Here is a 20,725-nt window from a genome sequence, read left to right on the forward strand (position 1 = left end):
AAAACCTTGCAGGAAAACGTGAAATTAATTTTGGAAAATCCTCTTCAAATAAGCCACATTTGCTCCGTAATTGGCTTTTACATTGTGAACTTGAGTTACATCACGAGAACGTTCTACAATAAGCCATCCACTCCATTTCATTTCATCTAATGTTGCTTTGATTTTCGGCATATCAATCGCTTTGTCATTTTCTAACCAAAATTGATCGGTATTCGAAGCATGAATCTGAGCTAAATATTTCTTTCCTAAGATTTTCAATTCTGATGAAATGTCTCTTTTATTATCTAAAGCATTGGCAAAATTGAAAGAACTTTTAATGTATTTTGAACCAACTTCTTCTAAAAGTTTTTTCTCTTCTGTGGCGCTTAAAGAAGTTTCGATCGCGATCACTCCTCCTATTTTACCGACTTCTTTTCCTGCCCATTGCAGTCTTTTAATTACTTCTGGGCGCAATTCCGGATTCTTAACCAAATCGGTTTGCGTTCCTAATGGAAGATAAGCCACTTTTACTTTCATGTTTTTCATCGCCTGAATACAGTCTGTAATCATGGGTGTGATTTCTCTTGTAGCGAAAGATTGCGCATAAAATCCAGACATTGCAATTGAACTGATTCCAACGCCAGTTTCTTTCGATTTATCTAAGAATTTTTGTCTTTCAACAGGATCGCCTAGTTTGCTGTCAAACGTCGGACGGTTTCCTAAACCTCCCATATCCAGCTCAATTCCGTCTGCTTTTATTTCATAAGCCAAACCAAAAGCGCCTAGTTTTTGTCTTTTTAAAATCATCCAGTCACAAACTGCAACTTTATACTTTTGCTTTTTGTTTGGAGACTGAGCCGTTGCACAGCTGTTGAATGTTGTTGACATCACAACAAACAATGCAATAAATAAATTCCTTTTAGATTTCATGCTTATATATTTTTTGCCACGAATTGCATCAATTTTTACGAATTAGTATTAAAAAAAATTCGTGAAAATTCGTGGAATTCGTGGCGAACTTTATTTTACTCTTCTTCCGCTTTTACTGCCGTTACCACTTTTCCTTCTTCTCCCGGCCAGATTTCATTTTTGATTGGAAGCGCCACTAATTTTCTTGGATCGATTTTCACATATTTCAGTTTTTCTCTTCTCCAAGTGTATACAATATGTACCATTCCGTCAGAGCTTTGAATTATCGAGGGATAAGAATATTGACTGATTTTTGAATCTTCTAAAACCAAAGCAGCATTCCAATGAATTCCGTCTTTTGAAACCGAAACATTCAAAGGAGTTCTTGGACCTTTTGCTTCTTTTCCTGGAGGTAAAACGTGATTGTAAACCAACAAATGTCTGCCGTCTTTAAGTGTTACGGCATCAGTTCCTGAGTTATTGTTTGGCAATCCGATTAACTCAACAGCCGACCATGTTTTCCCATTATCTTTTGAGAAAGTGCTGAAGATTGCTCTGTTTCTAGTTCTTCCAATAGCCTGAATACTTCCGTCTTTGTGAAATAAAATACTTGGCTGAATCGCATTGATTTTTTGTTTTCCTCTCGGAAGTGTGTCGCCCATTACCCAAGTTTTTCCGAAATCCGGAGTAGATTCCATACGCAGTCTCCAGCCATCGCCTTCGATGCTTGACGGACATAATAAAGTTCCGTTGCTTAATAAAACTGGTTTGTTTTTGATTGGTCCTAAGAAACCGTCTGGCATTTTTTGTGCTTCAGACCATGTTTTCCCGCCATCAGATGAAGTTCTGATTACGCCCCACCATTCTGATGGTTTTGGACCTATTTTGTAGAATAACATTAAATCGCCACCCGGAATTTGGTATAAAACTGGGTTCCAAGTTGGTAATCTTGGCCCATCTTTCATGACACCGTCGGCAACTTTTACACCTTCATTCCAAGTATCGCTTCCTTTAGGTTTGATAGCTACATAAATACAAACGTCAGGATGTCTTTCGTGCGTTCCTCCAAACCATGAGGCAACTAAATCACCATTTGTAGCTTCGACAATTGTAACGGCGTGGCAAGACGGATAAGGTGCTTTATCATAAATAAACTGATCTACTAAAATTCCCTCTTTCCAGGTCTTTTTCTCTAAAGCCGATTTACAACTTCCTAAAAGGAAAAGTCCAAACAAGACAAATGCTAATTTTGATATCTTCATTCTTAATTAAATTATGAATTATTTTTTTTGACTATAAATACATACCCAACATTTTTTTAGGTAAAAATATTTAATAAGTGTAAAAATAACACCAAAAAATTAACAATGTATCCTGTACTGTCCCGAATTATTAAAAATGCAACTTATTTAACGTTTATAGCATAATTCCCTGACGAAAGTGTAACCAACATTTGATTTTTCTCTGTTGAATGAGGATATGAAGTTTTATCTAACTTTTGTTTATTAATTGAAACAGCTGAAACATCATTTGAAGGAAGATACACTATAGCCGTTGTATTCGCAGGAATCGTAATATTCCAAACCAAAGCTTTTTTATCTTTTTTCCAGTCGCTTTTAATCGTTCCATAAACCGATTCGTAGGAAGCATTTACATAAGTCAATCCAGCATCAAAATCAGGTTTCATGATAATTTGTTTGAAACCCGGAGTTTCTGGATTGCTCTTGATTCCTGCCATATTCTCGTAGTACCAAATCAATAAATCGCCTAAAAGCATGACGTGGTTTTGCGAATTCATAGCAGGATCTGCAGTATTTCCGTTCCAAAGTTCCCAGATTGTTGTTGCTCCATTTTCGACCATATAACCCCAACTTGGATAGGTTTTATTAGATGCCAATTTGAAAGCCAAATCCCCACGACCGAAGTTGGTTAATGTTCGCATTAAAAACTGTGTTCCGATAACGCCAGTACTGACATGACCGTTTTTAGTTACTTCAACTTCATGTACCAGATTTTCGAAAACTTTTTGTTTGAATTCTTCTGGAACCATTCCGAAAGTTAATGGCAGTAAATTAGCTGTTACGGTATTATTGGCGTAATTGTTTTTGTCTTTGTTGAAATATTTAGAGTTGAATGCTTTTTTGATTCTTGAAGCCAATTCGTCGTAATGTTTAATATCATTTTGAGCATTCGCGATTACAGCAAATTTTTTCATGATATTTAAAAGCTGATAATAAAACGCACTCGAAATCAATTCCCCATCTGTTAAACGAGAAGGATCTTTTGAACGAATTAATTCCAATGACTCAGGCGGAACGCACCAATCACCATATTTGTCTTTGGTCATAATATCATCAACCAAATAGTTTTCTTCCATATAATCCATCCATTTTTTCATGTACGGATATTGTTTTTCCACCACTTTTGCATCTCCAAACTGCTGATACAGCATATCTGCAACCGTAATGTAAGTTCCCGGCCAAGTCACATTATCGCCGTAATAACGCCAGAAAGCTGGTGCTACATCTGGAATTCCACCATCAATGGTTTGTGAATTTTTAATATCATCTAACCATTTTGCATATAAAGTTTGATTATCGAATAAGAAACTTTCTCCGTAAGCTCCAGTTGTTCTGTCTCCCAACCAAGGCTGGCGCTCGTTTCTCTGCGGACAATCGATTGGCATTCCTTTATAATTTCCGCTGATTCCCCACCAAGCATTCTTAAAAATCTGATTCATTATCGGATTAGAAGAATCGAAAGTTCCTGTGGTCTGAATATCATCATAAACCACTTTTCCAACAAAATTCTCTAAAGTTGGTTTGGTAGTAAATCCTGAAATCTCCACAAATCTAAATCCGTGAAAAATAAAACGAGGTTCCCAAACTTCTTCACCTTCGCCTTTTAAAGTATAAATATCTGTTGTTTTCGCATCACGAAGATTGGCAATGTACAACGAACCATCTGGCTGTAACGATTCTGCAAATTTCATCGTGATTTTGTCTCCCGCATTTCCTTTTACTTTCAATTGCAACCAACCCACCATATTTTGCCCCATATCTAAGATATAAGTTCCTTTTGGTGTCTGTTTGATCGAAATCGGTTTTACTTCACGTTTTACTTTCATATTCGCCGACATCTGTCCTTCGTAGAATCCGCCTGGTTCCTGAACGTATCTGGCGTTTATCCAATTTTTATCGTCAAAATTGGTCGTGCTCCAGTCTTTCATTTCCTTACGGGCATCGTATTCTTCGCCGTCGTATTCGTTGTTAGCCAAAATCGGACCGTCGGTTGTTAGTTTCCAAGTATCGTCTGTGCGGATAACGTCTTTACTTCCATCGGTATATTCTACAAATAATTGGAGAGCCATTTTCGGCATACCAAATGACTTGATTTTATAGGGTTTGTAATCTTGACGCATGGCAAAAAAACGTCCGTTTCCTAAAATCGTTCCCAGCATATTTTTACCTTCTTTCAATTGAGAAGTCACATCAAAAACATTGTATTTTATATTTTTGGTATAGTCCGTAGGAACTGGAGCTAAAACCTGATCGCCAATTTTATTTCCGTTGATGTACAACTCGTACAAGCCCATGCCCATAATGTAAACTTTGGCGCTTTTGACTTGTTTTTTCAGGTTGATTTCTTTTCGCAAATAACGCGCTGACAATTTTGAATACTGCGAAATGCTATCATCTTTCGACAATTTTTCATAACCAATCCAGCGTGTCGATTTCCAATCCGCATAAGTCAAAATCCCAATGCTAAAATGTGCCGTTTCTTTTGCTTGAACTTCTCCTTTATTGGTAAAAACCGTTACCTTCCAATAAATGTCCTGTCTGTCTTTTAATTTTTTTCCATTATAAATCACATTTACAGAAGCGTCACTTTGCACTTTTCCGCTTTCCCATAAATCGCCGTTTCCTGCATTTAATTTCTCTAAACTTGAAGAAGCTGTGATTTGATACGCTGTTTGTTTTACATCATTTATATCTGCTTTTATTTTCCAGCTTAATCTTGGCTGTAAAACATCAATTCCTTCTGGATTGGTCAGCATTTCGCATTTTAAATCACTTACACTGATTTTGTTTTGGGCTTTCGCCGAAATTGTGAAAAGTGAAATGATTAGTGTTAGATGTAAAAAAAACTTTTTCATGATTTTATTTTGTTGTCTTTGTGATGTTTTTTATTTCACGCAGATTTGGCAGATTTAAGCTGATGTTCACAGATTTTTATTATCAAATTTTTAAACAAATTAGAGATCAAAAAAATAAAAATCTATTTTAATCTGCTTAAATCTGTTTAAAATCTGCGTGAAAAAATTCCGCTCAATGATTCTCAATTTATTCAGAAACTAACTTCTCCAATCTCTCAGAAACCGCAATTTCTTTTCCGTTTTTAAAGATTCTAAAACCTTTTCCTTTATGATATTTTTCTCCCGTTTTATCCCAAAGAATCGTAATAATATTACCGTGATACAAAACATTATCCAGACAAAACCAATCCCATCTTTCTTGTGGAATCAACGGATTTACTTCAATCTTTTCATCAGCTCTTGGACGTAAACCAACCAAACCTGTAATCACTAAATCATTGAAAGTCGAATGGTTGTAATAACGGCTTCGTTCTCTATCGCCCATTAACCAATATCCCGTTGTTTCAGCCAGATATTCTCCCAAATAAGGTCTTCCTCTGTAATATTGCGACTGAACATACAATTCCATCTGCTTGAAATAATCAGGTTTACCCACATAATTCTGATTGTAATTATTCAGAACATTAGCCAAAGCGGTTAAAGTCTGCGAACTTGCAAATGGCCAGATGGCACCGTCCCATTCGCAGGTTCCTGTTCCGTGCGTTCTAAAACGTGGACTTCTTCTTTCTGCGGTTGTTAAACCAAACGGAGCCGAAAATCCTTTTTCATCTTTAATTTGTTCCCAGGCTTTTTCAAAACCTTTATTTTGCTCCGGCAAGTTAAAATACCACGGAATAAATCCGATGGCTTCTCGAACCTGAGCTAAAGTATCTTTTTCTGTAAAGGTCTCAAAAAATTCGCTTTTTTGATTCCATAATTTTGTTTCTACTAACTTTTGCAGAACATCCGCTTTTGCTTTGAACTTTGCTTCTGCTTCTTTATCGCCTTTCATTTCGGCCATTTTAGAAATCGCTACAGCGTTTCCGTACATATAACTGTTAATTGTAGGTCTTGCATTTTGCACTTTTCGTCCGCCACTTAAGGATTCTTCCATTCCGTCTTTTACATCATGTTGCCAAAATAAACCATCTTTGCGCTGGCGATCTTTTTCCCAAACAGCATAATCAGTAACCATGTCTGGATACAAATCCAATAAGAATTTTTCATCCTTATTTACCAAATAACGATTATATAAAGCATCCGCCGTCCAACTGCTGAATTTATACAATTTGTTCATTGGTTTTCCTTCATTTCCTCGGTACCAAAGTTTCACATCCTGCTCAATATATTTCGGATCATGAACCCACCTGAATTCGTTGATATGATGCCCCAAAGCACAGCTGATCATGTTGTATTTATCAGCATAAGAACGATCTACCAAGAACTCGGTAATTGCAAATCCCTGGGGAGTATTCTTAATATGTTTACGAACGCTCCACCATCTGAAATAATAAATTTCCTCAAAATTCTGCTGCGGACATTCAAACAACGGAATATTCTTTTCCATCCATGCCCAAGCACTGTCATTTGGAATTGCAAACTTCAAATTTTCATCTTCCATCGTGTTAAAATAATCAACATAATGTTTGAAGTTTTTTTCTTTTAAAATAACCGATTTTCTTTTTTGAGAATAGTCTGCACCCGATTTACAACTGCTGTTTATACATGCAATTGCTATTGAAAGTGTTATTATTTTATGTTTAAGATTTGTCAACATTCTATCTAATTAATTTTAATATTTTGGGCGTGCCCCTCCGGGTCGTGCTGTCCGTTCCCGCTTCCCGATGAAAAATCGGGAGAGCTCCACTTCCATCACTCACGCAAGAGACCTTCACGTTTTCCTACTCTTTCAAGGTTTACTACTCCTGCAAGGTTTACAAAACCTTGTAGGTGTCTTATTTATTCACAAACTTTAATCATTTATACCTACAAGGTTTTGAAAACCTTGCAGGAACGTCCTGAAATTTATATTTTCTTATATCACTTATATGGTTTTAAAATATTTTTAATTCCCTGTAAAAGTATAAGTCTGCCCTGCTTTCATATTCACATCGTAAATATTGTAATTCGGTAATTGTACTTTAGGTAATTTTGCTTCATTGGAAATAATCGGTTTCTTTACTTCTACATCATAAAACAAAGGATTTGAATTTTTCCCTTTTGCTTTTTTGATTGAAGAACCTTTCAGCGTATTTTCTACTTTCAATCGACAGTTTCCTCCAATTTTCGAATAGATTTTAAGCGTTGAAACCTTATTGTTTTTCCAAGTCATATCAATTACAAAACCTCCTCTTGCTACTAGACCTTTTATGCTTCCGTCTTTCCAAACTGTTGGTAAAGCAGGTAATAACTGAATCGCATCTTCCTGACTCTGCATCAGCATTTCGGCAAAACCGGCAGTACATCCAAAGTTACCATCAATTTGAAATGGCTGATGCGCATCCAACATATTCGGATATGTTCCTCCGCCTTTTCTTTGATCTGCCGTAACCAAATGCAATTGATCCTGAATCAGTTTATACGCATGATTCCCGTCTAATAATCTCGCCCATAAATTTACTTTCCATCCCATCGACCAACCTGTAGATTCGTCTGTTCTGTAAATTAGCGATTGTTTAGCCGCTTCAAACAATTCAGGTGTTTTTATTGGCGAAATCTGATTACTTGGATACAATCCGTACAAATGTGAAACGTGTCTGTGATTGTCTTTCGGATTGTCCCAATCGTCTTGCCATTCTTGCAACTGATTGTGTCTTCCCACTTTCATTGGAGGCATTTTTGCCAAAGCATCGCTTACTTTTTTCGCGTAAACAGCATCTGGAGCAACCAAAGCCGAAGCTTCCATAACATGCGTAAACAAATCAAAAACCAGCTGATTGTCCATTGTAGTTCCTGATGCAATTGTCGCTTTTCCAGTTCCGCCTGCATGTGTGTTTTCAGGAGAACTTGACGGAACAACCACCAAATATCCTGTATTTGGATCCACAATCATGAAATCTAAAAAGAAATCGGCAGCGCCTTTCATGATTGGATAAATTTCTGCTAAATATTTTTTATCGCCTGTATATAAATATCTTTCCCATAAATCCTGACAAACCCAAGCACCACCAGTCGGCCACATTCCTGACGCAGCTGAATCTACCGGAGCGGTTACACGCCAGATATCGGTATTGTGGTGTAAAACCCATCCGCTAGCATTGTACATCATTCTCGCAGTTTCTGCACCTGTCACGGCCAATTCTTTTGCCATTTGCACAAAAGGTTCGTGCATTTCCTGCAAATTGGTTACTTGTGCCGGCCAATAGTTCATTTCGGCATTGATGTTTGTCGTGTATTTACTGTCCCAAGGCGGTGTTACCATATCGTTCCAAATTCCTTGTAGATTGGCTGGTTGTCCTCCCGGCTGTGAACTAGAAATTAAAAGATAACGTCCAAATTGAAAATATAGCGAAGCCAACTGCGGATCAAACTGTTTCGAGAAATCTCTGATTCTTTCGTTTGTTGGTTTCTTAGTCAATTCATTCGAACCTAAATCCAAGGCAACTCTGTTGAAGAATTTTTGGTAATAATCAACGTGGGCTTTCTTTATGGTTTCAAAATCTTTTGTTTCTGCTTTCGTTAAATACTCTTTGCTTTTCGCAATTTCATCTCCCGAAATATCCTGATAGTTTTTGAAATTGGTTGCAATCGAAATGTATAAAATCACTTCATCGGCTTTATTGATACTTAATACGCCATTGCTGGCATCGATTTGTCCGCCTTTATTTTTAGCGGTTAATCGGCCTTGAAATTTTACCTTTCCTTTTACGCCTTCAAAGTTAGTTCCAACTCCCGAAAGTATAATCTGGTTTCCTTCTGTCGAAGCGACTGTTTTATCAATCGGACTGTTCATGAAAACGTTACAAGTTATTTGTCCAGGCTGACTCGCAGTAAGTTTTACTACAATGACCTGATCTGAAAATGCGGTTAGAATTTCTCTCGTAAATTCAATGCCGTTTACTTTGTATTTTACTTTCGCCGTTGCATTACTGATATCTAAATCACGGTAATAATCGGTATATTTTTGATGTCCGTTGAATGAAATATAAACGCTTCCGAAAGTCTGATACGGCATTCCGTCATTGGTTTGTGACATGATATCTTGCGTTGCTAAATCTTGTGCTTCATCAAATTTTCCGTCAAAAATTAACTGACGAACAATTGGCAATGCTTTTATTGATTTGGAATGTGCATTGCTGTTTGGAGATCCTGCCCAAATAGTTTCTTCGTTCAATTGCAAACGTTCTACCGCTGGATCACCAAAGACCATTGCTCCTAAACGTCCGTTTCCTAAAGGCAAGGCTTCGTTCCAGATGGATGCAGGTTTATCGTACCATAATTTTAGATCGCTTTGAGCTGTTGCTGTTAAGGAAAAAATCCCAAGACAGATTGCCGTTATTTTAATTTTTAACTTCATAGTATATTTTTTTTTCGCCACGAATTCACGAATTTTCTCTAATTATTCTTTGTGTTTTATTTCTCTAATTTTTACCGAAAAAATTAATTCGAGTAATTTCAGGTAAAAATTACGTTTCGTCTATAAAAATAATTCGTGAATTCGTGGCTATAAATCTATTTTTTAACCTCGTAAACTTTCAGATTTTTTTCTCCGAACATTTCATATAATTTGTTGATGTCTTTCAAAGCATTTTTCGGCAGTTTTTCACCTTTATCTCCAAAAACCAGCAACTTTTCTTTTGGTTCAATCACACAAGTCGATTCGTCGATTTCGCCTTTTTCGTTCTTTATTTTATTCATATCTAAATTTAAATATTTCGCCATAAACGGATACAAAGCCATACGTTTTGAGATTCCGAAATCATGCCCTTCTTTAGCAAAATGCGCATTTTCTACTAAATCTTTCTTTCCGTACAATTCATATGTTCTTTGGATAAAAGGAAATTCCAGTTCAGGAACCGCCAATGTCCAGTCTTTTCCGTCAGAAACAATCAATTGCGGTTTTGGCGCCATCATTGCTGAGATTTCAGCGTTATTAGTTCCGTTTCCACATAAGTGAATACCACGTCCGCTTTCGCAAGGGCAACCGCCTGAGAAATGAGACGAAACCATCACAACCGGAGCCGAAACTTTTACTCTATCATCTATCGCCGATAAAAACATTGTGTGCGATCCTCCGCCAGAACCACCAGTAACACCAACTCTTGACATATCGGCATTTTTTACGGTTGACAAATAATCCAGTAAACGAATTCCTGTCAATAATTGTACTGTCGATGCAATACTGTTTCTGTGTGTTTCTTCTGGAAATTGCAATAAAGATTCGCCCCAAGCAAATAAATCGTAACCCACTACAATTGCGCCCATTTTAGCCATCATAGCGCAACGGTACTGCTCATCTTTTCTATATCTTCCATCGCCGAAATGACCGTCTGGTGTAATAATTACAGCCGACTTTTTATTGAACGGATACGGTTTGTAAATCGATCCTGTTGCGTAAACTCCTGGAAGAATTTCTAATGCAATATTTTCTACACTGTAATCTTTGTAAATTCTCTTTGCTGTTAAAATTGGTTTCGATTTTGGCATTGGGGGTGCCTTTTCTAATCCAAATGATTCAATCATACAAGCTTTTAACTCTGCTTTGCGTTTCTCCCATTGCTCTTTAGTCGAGTAAAGGCTTTCTAAATAAAATAAGCGTTCTTTTCCTTTATCAACTGAAACTTTATGGTTTTCATATTTGCGAATGATATAGGTTCCATCGGATTGTTTAAAATACATCAATTCAAACGGTGCCAAAATATTAGTCAGCGAAAGTGGCAGATTTCCGGGTTCAATTCTCCAGTCGGCATAGTCCAGTTCTTTTCCTTTTAGTAATCCTCTGTCGTCGTTGATGGTTACGTTAAATGTAGTTTCGATTTTTTTAAGTGTTTCTGATACCGGTTTTCTAAAATTAGTATCTGAAGTACTTTGCGCATTGGCAAATGTCAAAGCAAAAATGGAAACTAAGAAGATGTATTTTATTTTTTTCATTTTGATATTGTTGTGTGTTGGCACGCTGATGAAACTGATTCGCTATCGCGAAAACGCTAATTTACACGGATTTTTTTATTTATTTAAAAAAGAAAAATCCGCTTTTATCCGCGTCTTTACGAAGTAAATCTGTTTCATCCGCGTTCCATTATATTGTGCATTCTATTGTATAAATTCCCGATCCTAATTCTAAAACTGGCTTTTGCGCTTTTTCATCAAAACCAGCTCTAACTTTTTTACTATCAATTTTTATTTCTGAATTTTTAGCAACTGGCAATTTTACTGTTGCTGTTGTATTTACCGGAATCTGAACTGTCAAAATAAACTTGCCGTCTTTCTTTTCCCAAGAAGAAGCTATTTTTCCGTAAACCGATTGATAATCCGCTTTCGCGAAAGTCATGTCGCCCATCACTTCTGGCTGAATAAAGAAATGTTTGAAACCTGGTTTTTCAGGATCCGATTTGATTCCCGCTAAACTTTGGTAAAACCATTCTTCGATTTGCCCTAACATAAAGTGATTCCACGAATTTCCTTTTCTCGGATCCCATTGTTCTGTTAAAGTGGTCAAACCAAATTTAATCTGAAAACCATAACCCGGTGCATCGTAATGATTATGCATTCTGTACATGGTTTCGTTTTCGCCATTTTGTGCCAAAGTCTGGAATAAATAACGATTTCCAACATCACCCGTTGTCAAGCGATCTCCTTTTTCTTTGATATCGGCTAAAAGATTCTGCATTACCGCTTCTTTATATTGCGGTTCTACAATATCCATAAAAATCGGAACAGCATTACTAAATTGACTATTGGTTCCGTATTGTTTGGTTTCTTCGTTGAAAAATTCCTTGTTGAAAGCTGTTTTAATGTCTGAAGCTAATGTATTGTACTTTTCAAAATCTTCTGTTTTACCTAATAATTTCCCTGCTTTTGCCGTCAAATATGCTCCATAATAATAGTGAGAAGTGGCAGAAAGCGCAATCGGACTATTTTTAGAATATCCCGCAGGATGTGTTCCGTAATCATACCAATCGCCTAAACCGTGAGAAACGATATTGTTTGTTGCTTTCGTTCCTAAATAATCGACATACCTTTTCATTACAGGGTAATATTTCTCTAATAATGAAGCATCTCCGTAATATTCGTAATACATCCAAGGCAGAATTACGCCCGTAACTCCCCATTCTGGAGAATCGGTAAAATCTCCTCCAAAGATTACATATTCTGGAACAATTGTCGGAATCAAGCCGTTGTCACGTTGTGAATCGGAAATGTTCTGCATCGTTGCAGGAAGGAAAGTTTGAAGATTATAATTGAACATCAATCCTGGCCCATTCAGCTGAATTTCTTCCAACCAACCTAACTTTTCACGTTGTGGACAATCGGTAAAAACGCTTTGGAAATTACTTTTTATCGAGTTATTAATCAGTTCGTGTGTTTTGTTGAAAATCTCATTCGAACAAACAAAACTTCCTGCTTCTCCAGCCGAATTGTAAATGAAATTCGATTTCAACTCAACCAAAGTTGGAAACTCTTTATTTTTATCTTCTTTATAATTAATGTTTTCAATCTGAACATATTGGTAACCGTAGAAACTAAATTTTGGTGTCCACTCTTCCACTCCATCGCCCTTTAGAGTGTAATCGTAATAATACGGTTTTCCAGATCTTCCCTGCGCAATTGTTCCTTCTTCATTCAAACCTTCAGCAACCCAAACTCGAATCGATTGTCCTCTTTTTCCTTTGACTTTGATGGTTGGAAATCCCGAAAGATTTTGTCCCATATCAAAAACATAGAAATTTGGTTTCAGTTCTTTTACGGTTTTCACTTCATATTGTTTCTGAATCGTAACTGGCGGTGCAGTCTGTGGTCTTAAAACTCCTTTTGGCGCTTCCTGAATGATTACTTTTTTCCATTCTCTATCTTTGAATCCTTTACGATTCCAGTCTTTTTGTTCTAAGTTGGCATTGTAATCTTCTCCTCCAAAAATGCTGTTGTACGTAATCGGACTTTTACTGTATTTCCAGCTTCCATCAGATTTTACAATTTCTTCTGAACCGTCATTATACTTGATTTTCATTTTAAAGAATAATGTCGGCGGACCAAAACTCACGAAGAATTTGGTATATCTCTCGGCAAGCGTATTGTACATTCCGTTTCCTAATAGAACGCCAATTACGTTATCGCCTTTTTGAAATTCTTTTGCGCTTAATTCGTAAACATTGTAGTTAACCGTTTTATCGTAATCGGTCCATAAAGGAGCATATTGGCTGTTACCCACTTTTTTACCGTTGATAGTCAATTCATAATGTCCTAAACCTGAAATATAAACTACAGCTTCTTTAACTACTTTTTCAATTTCGAAAGGTTTGCGAAGCATAATACTTCTTCGTGCCAAAGAATCGGAAGCATTGATAAAGGACATCTTTTTTTCTCTGTTGAAAGTCGCTGTATGATACGTTCTTCCTTCTGGTAAATGACTGTCGGCTTTGGTAATCGCACCAATCCAAGTTGGATTTAAATCGGATTCTAACGGCGCCGTTCTGAACGAAGCATTTTTACTCCATTTTGAAACTTTTCCTGATTGATTCCAAACTTTAACTTTCCAGAAATATTTGGTTTCGCTTTTTAATGGTTTTCCGCTATAAACAATATGCAGGTTTTTATCTGAATTGACTCTTCCTGAATTCCAAACATCTCCATCGTCATTATTTAGTTTTTCCTCTGATGAAGCAACTAAAATAAGATAGGCAACCTGAGAGGCATCGGATTCTTTTGAAATCAACTGCCAACCCAATCTCGGCTGATTCTCCACAACTGCTAATGGATTTTCTGCCATTTCTGTTGTTAGGCGTACAGGGAGAACTTGTCCTTTAGAAACTAAAGTAACTAGAAGGGAAACGGCTAATAATATGCTTTTAAAAAACTTCACTTTGTATATTTTTTTTCGCCACGAATTCACGAATTTTCTCTAATTATTCTTTGCGTTTTATTTCTCTAATTTATACCGAAATTATAATTCGATTAATTTATGACAAAAACTACGTATCGATTATAAAAATAATTCGTGAATTCGTGGCTATTTTTCTTTACAACTTTTTAGTAATCAACGATTCGATATTAAATACCGCTTCTGGGATTAATTTTCCGGTTTGAGGCAGGTCGTCGTAATCGTCTGTGTCTGGCGCTGTGTCCGGGTCTGGCGAATGTCTCTGTTCTCCTGTGCGGAACATGATTCGCTCAAAACCATCTGTTGGCGCATAAAATATTTTTGTTGATTCTTTTCCATCGTTTACTTTTATAGTGTACTGACGGTTTTTAGCATCTAATTTAACTGTGATTGTATAGGCTTTGTTTGCTTCGTATTTTGTAACCGAACTCAAACGCGCACCATTTTTTACCTTTAATTCTCCATCCGAATCAAAAATCAATCTTACAGAAGGTAAACCTTGTTTATTTTGAAACTCAATTTGCAATAACCCATGATTATTTTGTTCTGGTTTTACGGTGAAAACCGCTTCCATTTTTGATGCGAAAGGAATCACTCTTTCAGCACGGGAATAATCAAAATAATCCTGATCTCTCAACGTTAACCATTTTTTACCATCGGCTTTCTTTTCGATTTTGGTTGATGCCCAAGAAAGATTGTAGGTATTCCATAATTTCAATTCTTGTCCGTCTGGAAGAGTATTGAAAACGTCATTTACATTTTCTGTCACAACCGAAGTTACTGGAACCGGAATCGACGCCACCCAAATATCTTCTTTATTCATGCTGTAACCTACCCAGATTTTTCCGTCTGGTGGAGTTCCGTTTTTTTCTGTAATTCCACGAACGTACTGCGGACCGGCAGATTTGTAGTTTCCGCCATATCGCATCGGACTTACTTCTCCGTGAACCAATAATAAATCTTTATAATTAAGTCCGTCGTCGCTTGTTGAAATTGCCAAAGGCCAACGATATTCTGACGGATTGTAAAGTGTTGCATAACGATTGTCTGATGTTTTTTGTCCCCAGATTTTAGCATTGCTGTTTACAAATCCTGGCGCGCGTAATGGCATATAATCCCAAGATTTTCCTCCATCTCTACTAATAGATGTTAAAGCATGTTTCCATAAACCAACAACATTTCCGTTTGGCAAATGGTAATAACTAAACGCTTTGTATGGTTTCTGCAACGGAATCAATTCATCGTCACGATCCGCTTCTTCCACCCATTGCTGTAAAACTAACGGCTCTGATAAAATTTCTTCGCAGGCTTTTTTCAAACCTTTGTCTTTTGATGCGGTATAAAATGGGAATTTCGATTTCGATTTATCCCAAGTTTTATTGTATCTGATGAAATAGATTTCGCCAAAACTTCCGTCTTTCTTTATTTCACGAATCACACGTCCAATTCCTTTTCCGTCATTTGGATCATCTTTTTCATCCATTGCGATTCCATAATACGCTAAAGCAAAAAGTCGGTTGTCTTTTGAAGTATAAAAGCCCATTCTCTGGTGCATAATCGCATCGAGATTTTTGGCAACGCCTTCAACTCCTTCTTTTTTCCATCCGTCTGGAATACGGTAAATTGGAAAAATCACTTCTGGTTTTGTCCACGTTACACCGTCTTTAGAAGTCATTAATAAAGTCTGACTTGGCGGAATATGTTCTCCCGAAGGATCGCTTAAATAATGCAGATAAAAAGTATTATTCCAATACGCCATCATCGGCTGGTGATTGTACGTCCATCCAAAACCATCTGCTTTTTCAGGATGTTCACGGCTTGCACGCATGATTTGCGTAGCGTGAACTCCAACCGCTGGACTTAACTGTCCGTGATGGTAATCGATGTTTGAAAGTGTTTTGCCAACATAACGCACCGTGTCGTTTTGTGCATTTACAGCGGTACAAGCCAAAATAATTGTGGCTGTGATGATGTTGATTTTTATGTTTTGGAAAGCAATCATTTTATATTTTTTTTGTTTCACGCAGATTCTGCAGATTTTAGCTGATTTATGCAGATTTAATTTTAATCTTTTTGATTTATGCAGATTAAAAAATCTGCTTGATCTGCTTAAATCATTTTTAAATCTGCGTGAAATTTTTTTAACTATTTCTTTTCAATTAATCCTTTTAAAACGTCGGCAGAGATTGTTGTAATCGTTCCGTGTTTGTGTCCTTCGGGAAGGCTTATTTTGGAAGATACATCTTCAAAATGAACAAAATCTGTTGTGCTTAACGCTTTATAATTTTTTGAACCGTAATTGTCATAATATAACAGCCAGTTTTTACCGACTTTTACTACCGTTGGACCTTCAGATAAATATTCTGTTAAAGGCGCTGAACTTTTTTGAAACGGCCCTAAAGGCGATTTTCCGAAAGCTACTTTTATGTTTCGCATGGGTCTTGTGTTGTCTTTTAAAACCAAAACATAATCTTTCTTTCCTTTTTTGACAATCACACAATCAATTACGCTGAAACCTGGATCGTAATATAATTTTGTATCCGAAAACGTCTTGAAATCTTTTGTCGTTACGTAATACATTCTGTGGTTGTTTTTCTCTTCTTCAACTCCTTTTTCAAATCGGAACGGGATGGTCGATGCCCAAATAATTATGTATTCCTTTTTTACATCATCATAAAAAATCTCCGGTGCCCAAACGTTTACGACTTCTGGTTCGTTTTTCATTACGGGAATGTATTGCTGTTCTGACCAATGAATCAAATCTTTTGAACTTGCGTAGCCAAAACCGTTTCCGCCTTTCCAGTCGGTTGTCCAAACCATGTGATAGGTTCCGTCTGCTCCTTTTGTGATTGACGGATCACGCATAATTTTACTGGCTCCAATTTCTGGTTTTAAAAATGATCCTTCTAATCCTTTCCAATTGTAACCGTCTTCGCTGTACGCCAAATATAAACCTTCTGTTGCAGGTTCTCTAAACGACGTAAAAAGATATAAATCTTTCTTTTTCTGCGAATAACTCACAGCAAAAAGCGAAAGGGTTAGTATGATGAATATTTTTTTCATTTCTTCTTTTTTCTCCTGCAAGGTTTTCAAAACCTTGTAGGTATATTTTATGTTTAATTCAGAATCCTACTGATTGCAAAAAAGCCTAATCTTTCTCTTTAGCCCCGATTGCAGTGAAAATCCTTTTGTATCTCGTTTCTTTAACGAGATACAAAAGATTGTAACGGAAAGCGGGACGATGTTTCCAAAAATGTCTATTGTTTCTGCTTCTAAATATAATTATTAAATACCTACAAGGTTTTGAAAACCTTGCAGGAATAAACTATTCTGTAATTGCTTTTTTATCTAAATCTTTTCCCTTTTTTACCGCTGTTGTTACATTGTTGAACACATTGTTTTTTAGGAAAATATTTTTAGTGTCTTTTCCATTGGCTTCGATAAAAATATCGGTTGGATTGAATGGAAAATTATTGTTGATCAACGTATTTGAAACATTATCTAATTTGATAACCGGAACTCCTTTTATGGCCGTTGAAGATCCAACATTGTCTAAAATCACATTTTTTGAATCTGAGATTTTGAAAGACGAACCTGCAGTTGCATTCACTTTTACATCGTGAAATTCTACGTCTGTAGCCGTGTTTACTGTAAAACCTTCTTTTCCATCCATATTGATGTTGGAGAAAGTGATGTTTTGAATCGGCATTTCGGTAATTCCCAGAATTTGCCCAGCTTTGTTTACGTTTGAAGCCGTAATATTGCTCATATGAATGTTCCTGAAAATTGGCGTTTTCTCTGTAACAGGTTCAACGGTAGTTCCTTTATCGTAGAAAAGGCTCAAAACGATGGCTTCTTCTTTGATGTTTTTCATGACAATATTATCGACACGAATATCTTCTACAACACCACCTCTTCCGCGAGCCGATTTGATACGGATTCCGCGATCTGTTCCGTCGAAAACACAGTTTGAAATCGTGATTTTTTTGATTCCACCCGACATTTCGCTACCGATAACCACTCCGCCGTGACCGCTTAACATCGTACAGTTTGTGATGGTTACATTTTCTGTTGCTTTTCCGTATTTACGTCCGTCACCGTCTCTTCCTGATTTAATCGTGATGCAATCGTCTCCAACGCTGATATGGCAGTTTGAAATATGAACATTAGTACAAGAAGAAGGATTAATTCCGTCTGTATTTGGTGAATGCGGATTGAAAATTGAGATTCCGGTAACGGTCACATTATCGCAAAATTCTGGATTAATAGTCCAGAAAGGCGAATTTTTGAACGTAACGCCTTCAATCAAAATGTTTTTACAGTTATAAGCCTGAAAGAAAGATGGTCTGAAGAATTTCTTGTCAACCGTTCTTTTGTAATACGGTTCTGTATAAAGACCTTTGTTTTGCTCTTCCCACATCGTTTGGTATTTAGTTGGAGGAAGTGGTTCTTTTGCCGTTTCAATTCGATAGACTTCGTTCCACCACGCTTTTCCTTGTCCGTCAATTACGCCTCTTCCTGTGATGGTGATGTTTTCTACATCTTTGGCGTAAAATAAAGGTTGGAAACTTTTCATTACAATTCCTTCGTAACGCATTTCTACATAAGGAAGAAAATCATCGAAGTTCTCTGAAAACTTTAAAAGTGCTCCAGAATCTAAGTGAATCGTGATATTGCTTTTTAATGTTAAAGCTCCAGTTAAATATTCTCCCGCAGGAAAAAAGATGGTTCCACCGCCGTTTTTAGATGCTTTTTCGATAGCATTCTGAATGGCTTGTGTGCATTTTATTCCTTTGTTGTTTCCGCCTTCTTTTAGGATGTTTAGCCAGCCGTCTTGTGCGAAAGCGGTGTTTAATCCGGTTATGAAGCAGAGTATTATTAGTATGTTTTTCATAGTAGTGTTTTTTCTTTCACGCAGATCTGGCAGATTTTAGCAGATTAACGCTGATTTATATTTTAAAAATATCTGCAGAATCTGCTTAAATCATTTTAAATCTGCGTGAAATATTTTATTCTCATTTTTGTGAATCAAAGCATTTCACTAATTACTTATTACTTTTCACTAATCACTTAGTAGACTTCAAAATCAGAACCCAGTCATTGCCATCTTCTTTTTTACCAGCAGGTTGAAAATTCTGAGTTCCTTTATTATCAAATGTTCCGATTTTAATTTTCTTTCCATCTCTTGGATTGTACCAAGTTGCTTCGAATTTATCTCCAGCAATTTTTCCTAGTTTTGCTTCAATTATTCTTCCGTTGTAAGTATATAATAAAGCGTATTTTGCTCCTCTTATCGCTGGAATATAATCGTATTTTTCGCCTTGATTTACTACTAAAGAAACATCTGGAACTCCTTCTAAAAATGGCACTTCTTCCATTAATTTCTTAATATAAACCATTTGTTTTGCTCCTGGCGCATTGATGGCTGATGTCCATAATTCTTTGTTTCCGTATGCTGGCTTATCGCCTTTTCTAAACATTTGCATTACAGCATTGTGTCCGTATGTATAACCTGCACCGCCTGATAAAACCGACCAATATCCGTAACGGCGAACATCATTTGCTGTCCATTTTGGCTGAAGTGTATCGTGCAAACCGTGTGGAATTCCTTCGTACGATGGTTCTCCGTCAAGTGTAGGTTTTGTTGGTTTTAATTCGAAATCTCTTAGAACAAATTTGTAATTATCTTCTTTGAAATTCGTTTTTGATGAATCCTGATCATATCTTCTGTGCCCAGATTGGAACATGTTGAAATCTAACCATTTTTCGTTGTGGAAATTCTCTGAAGAATCGGTTCTTCCAAACGGGTGGAAAGTCACTAACTGGTTTGGATTATTGCTTTTTAAAGTATTTCCGATAGCATTCCAGATATCCTGAAATTCATTTCCATGTGTGTCTCCACCGTTTAACCAGATTACGTTGGTTCTGTTTTTATAGCGGTCAGCTAAGAATTTAGCGTAAACTGTTGCCTGTTCTTTGCTTACTTTATTTCCTTTTGAAACGTTGGTTCCCCAAACTGGAACCATTGCAACGTAAATTCCATTTTTCTGAGCTACGTCTAAAGTGTAATCTACGTGATCCCAATAATCATATTGTTTTGCATCTTTGAAATCATTTCCTGCGGTGATCAAAGGTTTTGAAACGTCTTCGTTGATTAAAGCTGCATCTCCATAAACATTAACCGCATTGATATTATGCAAAACCATAACCTGAACTACATTAAATCCTTTGTCTTTTCTGTCTTTGAAATATTTCTCAATTCCTGCCCTGTCCAATTTTCCGAATGCCAGCCAGCCTGTGTCGCCTAGCCAGAAAAATGGTTTTTCGTTTTCGGTAACAAAATAATGCTGATTTTTAGATACTTTGATTTCAGGTAGAGATGCTTTTGTTTTGGCAGATTGCGAAAATCCGCTTTGTGCTGTCAACATAAAGCTTATACAAAGAGCGTATAAAGATTTAATTTTCAGATTCATTTTGGTTGTTTTTGAATTTATGTTTTTTGGGTTTGTTAGCCACGAATTACACTAATTTTCACTAATTTTTATTCTGCTTGTGTTTTTTATTTCACGCAGATTCAGCTGATTTAAGCAGATTTGCGCAGATCAAAATTTAAAAATCTGTTGAATCTGCTTTAATCTTTTTAAAATCTGCGTGAAAAATTTAAT

11 protein-coding genes are annotated in these 20,725 nt (G+C 36.6%); all 11 read right to left on the reverse strand.

The annotated features are described in order from the left end of the window. Positions 1-24: 24 nt before the first annotated feature. On the reverse strand, positions 25-909 hold the full coding sequence (locus tag HNP35_RS11205; RefSeq protein ID WP_184161614.1) for a sugar phosphate isomerase/epimerase family protein: 885 nt from the start codon (positions 907-909) through the stop codon (positions 25-27). 95 nt (positions 910-1,004) lie between these two features. Next, a complete protein-coding gene (locus HNP35_RS11210; RefSeq protein WP_184161617.1) occupies positions 1,005-2,150 on the reverse strand; it encodes a sialidase family protein in 1,146 nt (381 codons plus the stop codon). A 143-nt stretch (positions 2,151-2,293) separates the two neighbouring features. Beyond that, positions 2,294-5,044, reverse strand: a complete 2,751-nt coding sequence (locus HNP35_RS11215; RefSeq protein ID WP_184161620.1) for a glycoside hydrolase family 78 protein — start codon at positions 5,042-5,044, stop codon at positions 2,294-2,296. A 187-nt stretch (positions 5,045-5,231) separates the two neighbouring features. Then, positions 5,232-6,800 (reverse strand): MGH1-like glycoside hydrolase domain-containing protein, encoded by a 1,569-nt coding sequence (locus HNP35_RS11220; protein WP_184161623.1) that lies wholly within the window; start codon positions 6,798-6,800, stop codon positions 5,232-5,234. 288 nt (positions 6,801-7,088) lie between these two features. Then, positions 7,089-9,539: a glycoside hydrolase family 95 protein gene (locus HNP35_RS11225; RefSeq protein WP_184161626.1), complete on the reverse strand. Its 2,451-nt coding sequence runs from the start codon at positions 9,537-9,539 to the stop codon at positions 7,089-7,091. A gap of 155 nt (positions 9,540-9,694) precedes the next feature. Further along, positions 9,695-11,113 (reverse strand): acetylxylan esterase, encoded by a 1,419-nt coding sequence (locus HNP35_RS11230; RefSeq protein WP_184161629.1) that lies wholly within the window; start codon positions 11,111-11,113, stop codon positions 9,695-9,697. Positions 11,114-11,261: 148 nt separating this feature from the next. Beyond that, positions 11,262-14,042: a glycoside hydrolase family 78 protein gene (locus tag HNP35_RS11235; RefSeq protein WP_184161632.1), complete on the reverse strand. Its 2,781-nt coding sequence runs from the start codon at positions 14,040-14,042 to the stop codon at positions 11,262-11,264. Positions 14,043-14,199: 157 nt separating this feature from the next. Continuing rightward, the gene (locus tag HNP35_RS11240) at positions 14,200-16,062 is read right to left on the reverse strand and encodes a six-hairpin glycosidase (RefSeq protein WP_184161635.1); all 1,863 of its coding nucleotides are present in this window, start codon (positions 16,060-16,062) and stop codon (positions 14,200-14,202) included. Between the two features lie 143 nt (positions 16,063-16,205). Continuing rightward, complete coding sequence (locus HNP35_RS11245; protein WP_184161637.1) at positions 16,206-17,123, reverse strand: glycoside hydrolase family 43 protein; 918 nt, start codon at positions 17,121-17,123, stop codon at positions 16,206-16,208. A gap of 262 nt (positions 17,124-17,385) precedes the next feature. Continuing rightward, positions 17,386-18,954, reverse strand: coding sequence for a glycoside hydrolase family 28 protein (locus tag HNP35_RS11250; RefSeq protein WP_184161640.1), 1,569 nt, complete (start codon positions 18,952-18,954; stop codon positions 17,386-17,388). A 172-nt stretch (positions 18,955-19,126) separates the two neighbouring features. Continuing rightward, the gene (locus HNP35_RS11255) at positions 19,127-20,533 is read right to left on the reverse strand and encodes a glycoside hydrolase family 140 protein (RefSeq protein WP_184161643.1); all 1,407 of its coding nucleotides are present in this window, start codon (positions 20,531-20,533) and stop codon (positions 19,127-19,129) included. Positions 20,534-20,725: the final 192 nt, after the last annotated feature.

It is taken from the genome of Flavobacterium notoginsengisoli, from assembly GCF_014207905.1.
Lineage (GTDB): Bacteria > Bacteroidota > Bacteroidia > Flavobacteriales > Flavobacteriaceae > Flavobacterium > Flavobacterium notoginsengisoli_A.

Bases quoted from the DNA above. Each gene is read 5' to 3' on its own strand.
- HNP35_RS11205 (WP_184161614.1), bottom strand. From the start codon at position 909: ATGAAATCTAAAAGGAATTTATTTATTGCATTGTTTGTTGTGATGTCA.
- HNP35_RS11210 (WP_184161617.1), bottom strand. From the start codon at position 2,150: ATGAAGATATCAAAATTAGCATTTGTCTTGTTTGGACTTTTCCTTTTA.
- HNP35_RS11215 (WP_184161620.1), bottom strand. From the start codon at position 5,044: ATGAAAAAGTTTTTTTTACATCTAACACTAATCATTTCACTTTTCACA.
- HNP35_RS11220 (WP_184161623.1), bottom strand. From the start codon at position 6,800: ATGTTGACAAATCTTAAACATAAAATAATAACACTTTCAATAGCAATT.
- HNP35_RS11225 (WP_184161626.1), bottom strand. From the start codon at position 9,539: ATGAAGTTAAAAATTAAAATAACGGCAATCTGTCTTGGGATTTTTTCC.
- HNP35_RS11230 (WP_184161629.1), bottom strand. From the start codon at position 11,113: ATGAAAAAAATAAAATACATCTTCTTAGTTTCCATTTTTGCTTTGACA.
- HNP35_RS11240 (WP_184161635.1), bottom strand. From the start codon at position 16,062: ATGATTGCTTTCCAAAACATAAAAATCAACATCATCACAGCCACAATT.
- HNP35_RS11245 (WP_184161637.1), bottom strand. From the start codon at position 17,123: ATGAAAAAAATATTCATCATACTAACCCTTTCGCTTTTTGCTGTGAGT.
- HNP35_RS11250 (WP_184161640.1), bottom strand. From the start codon at position 18,954: ATGAAAAACATACTAATAATACTCTGCTTCATAACCGGATTAAACACC.
- HNP35_RS11255 (WP_184161643.1), bottom strand. From the start codon at position 20,533: ATGAATCTGAAAATTAAATCTTTATACGCTCTTTGTATAAGCTTTATG.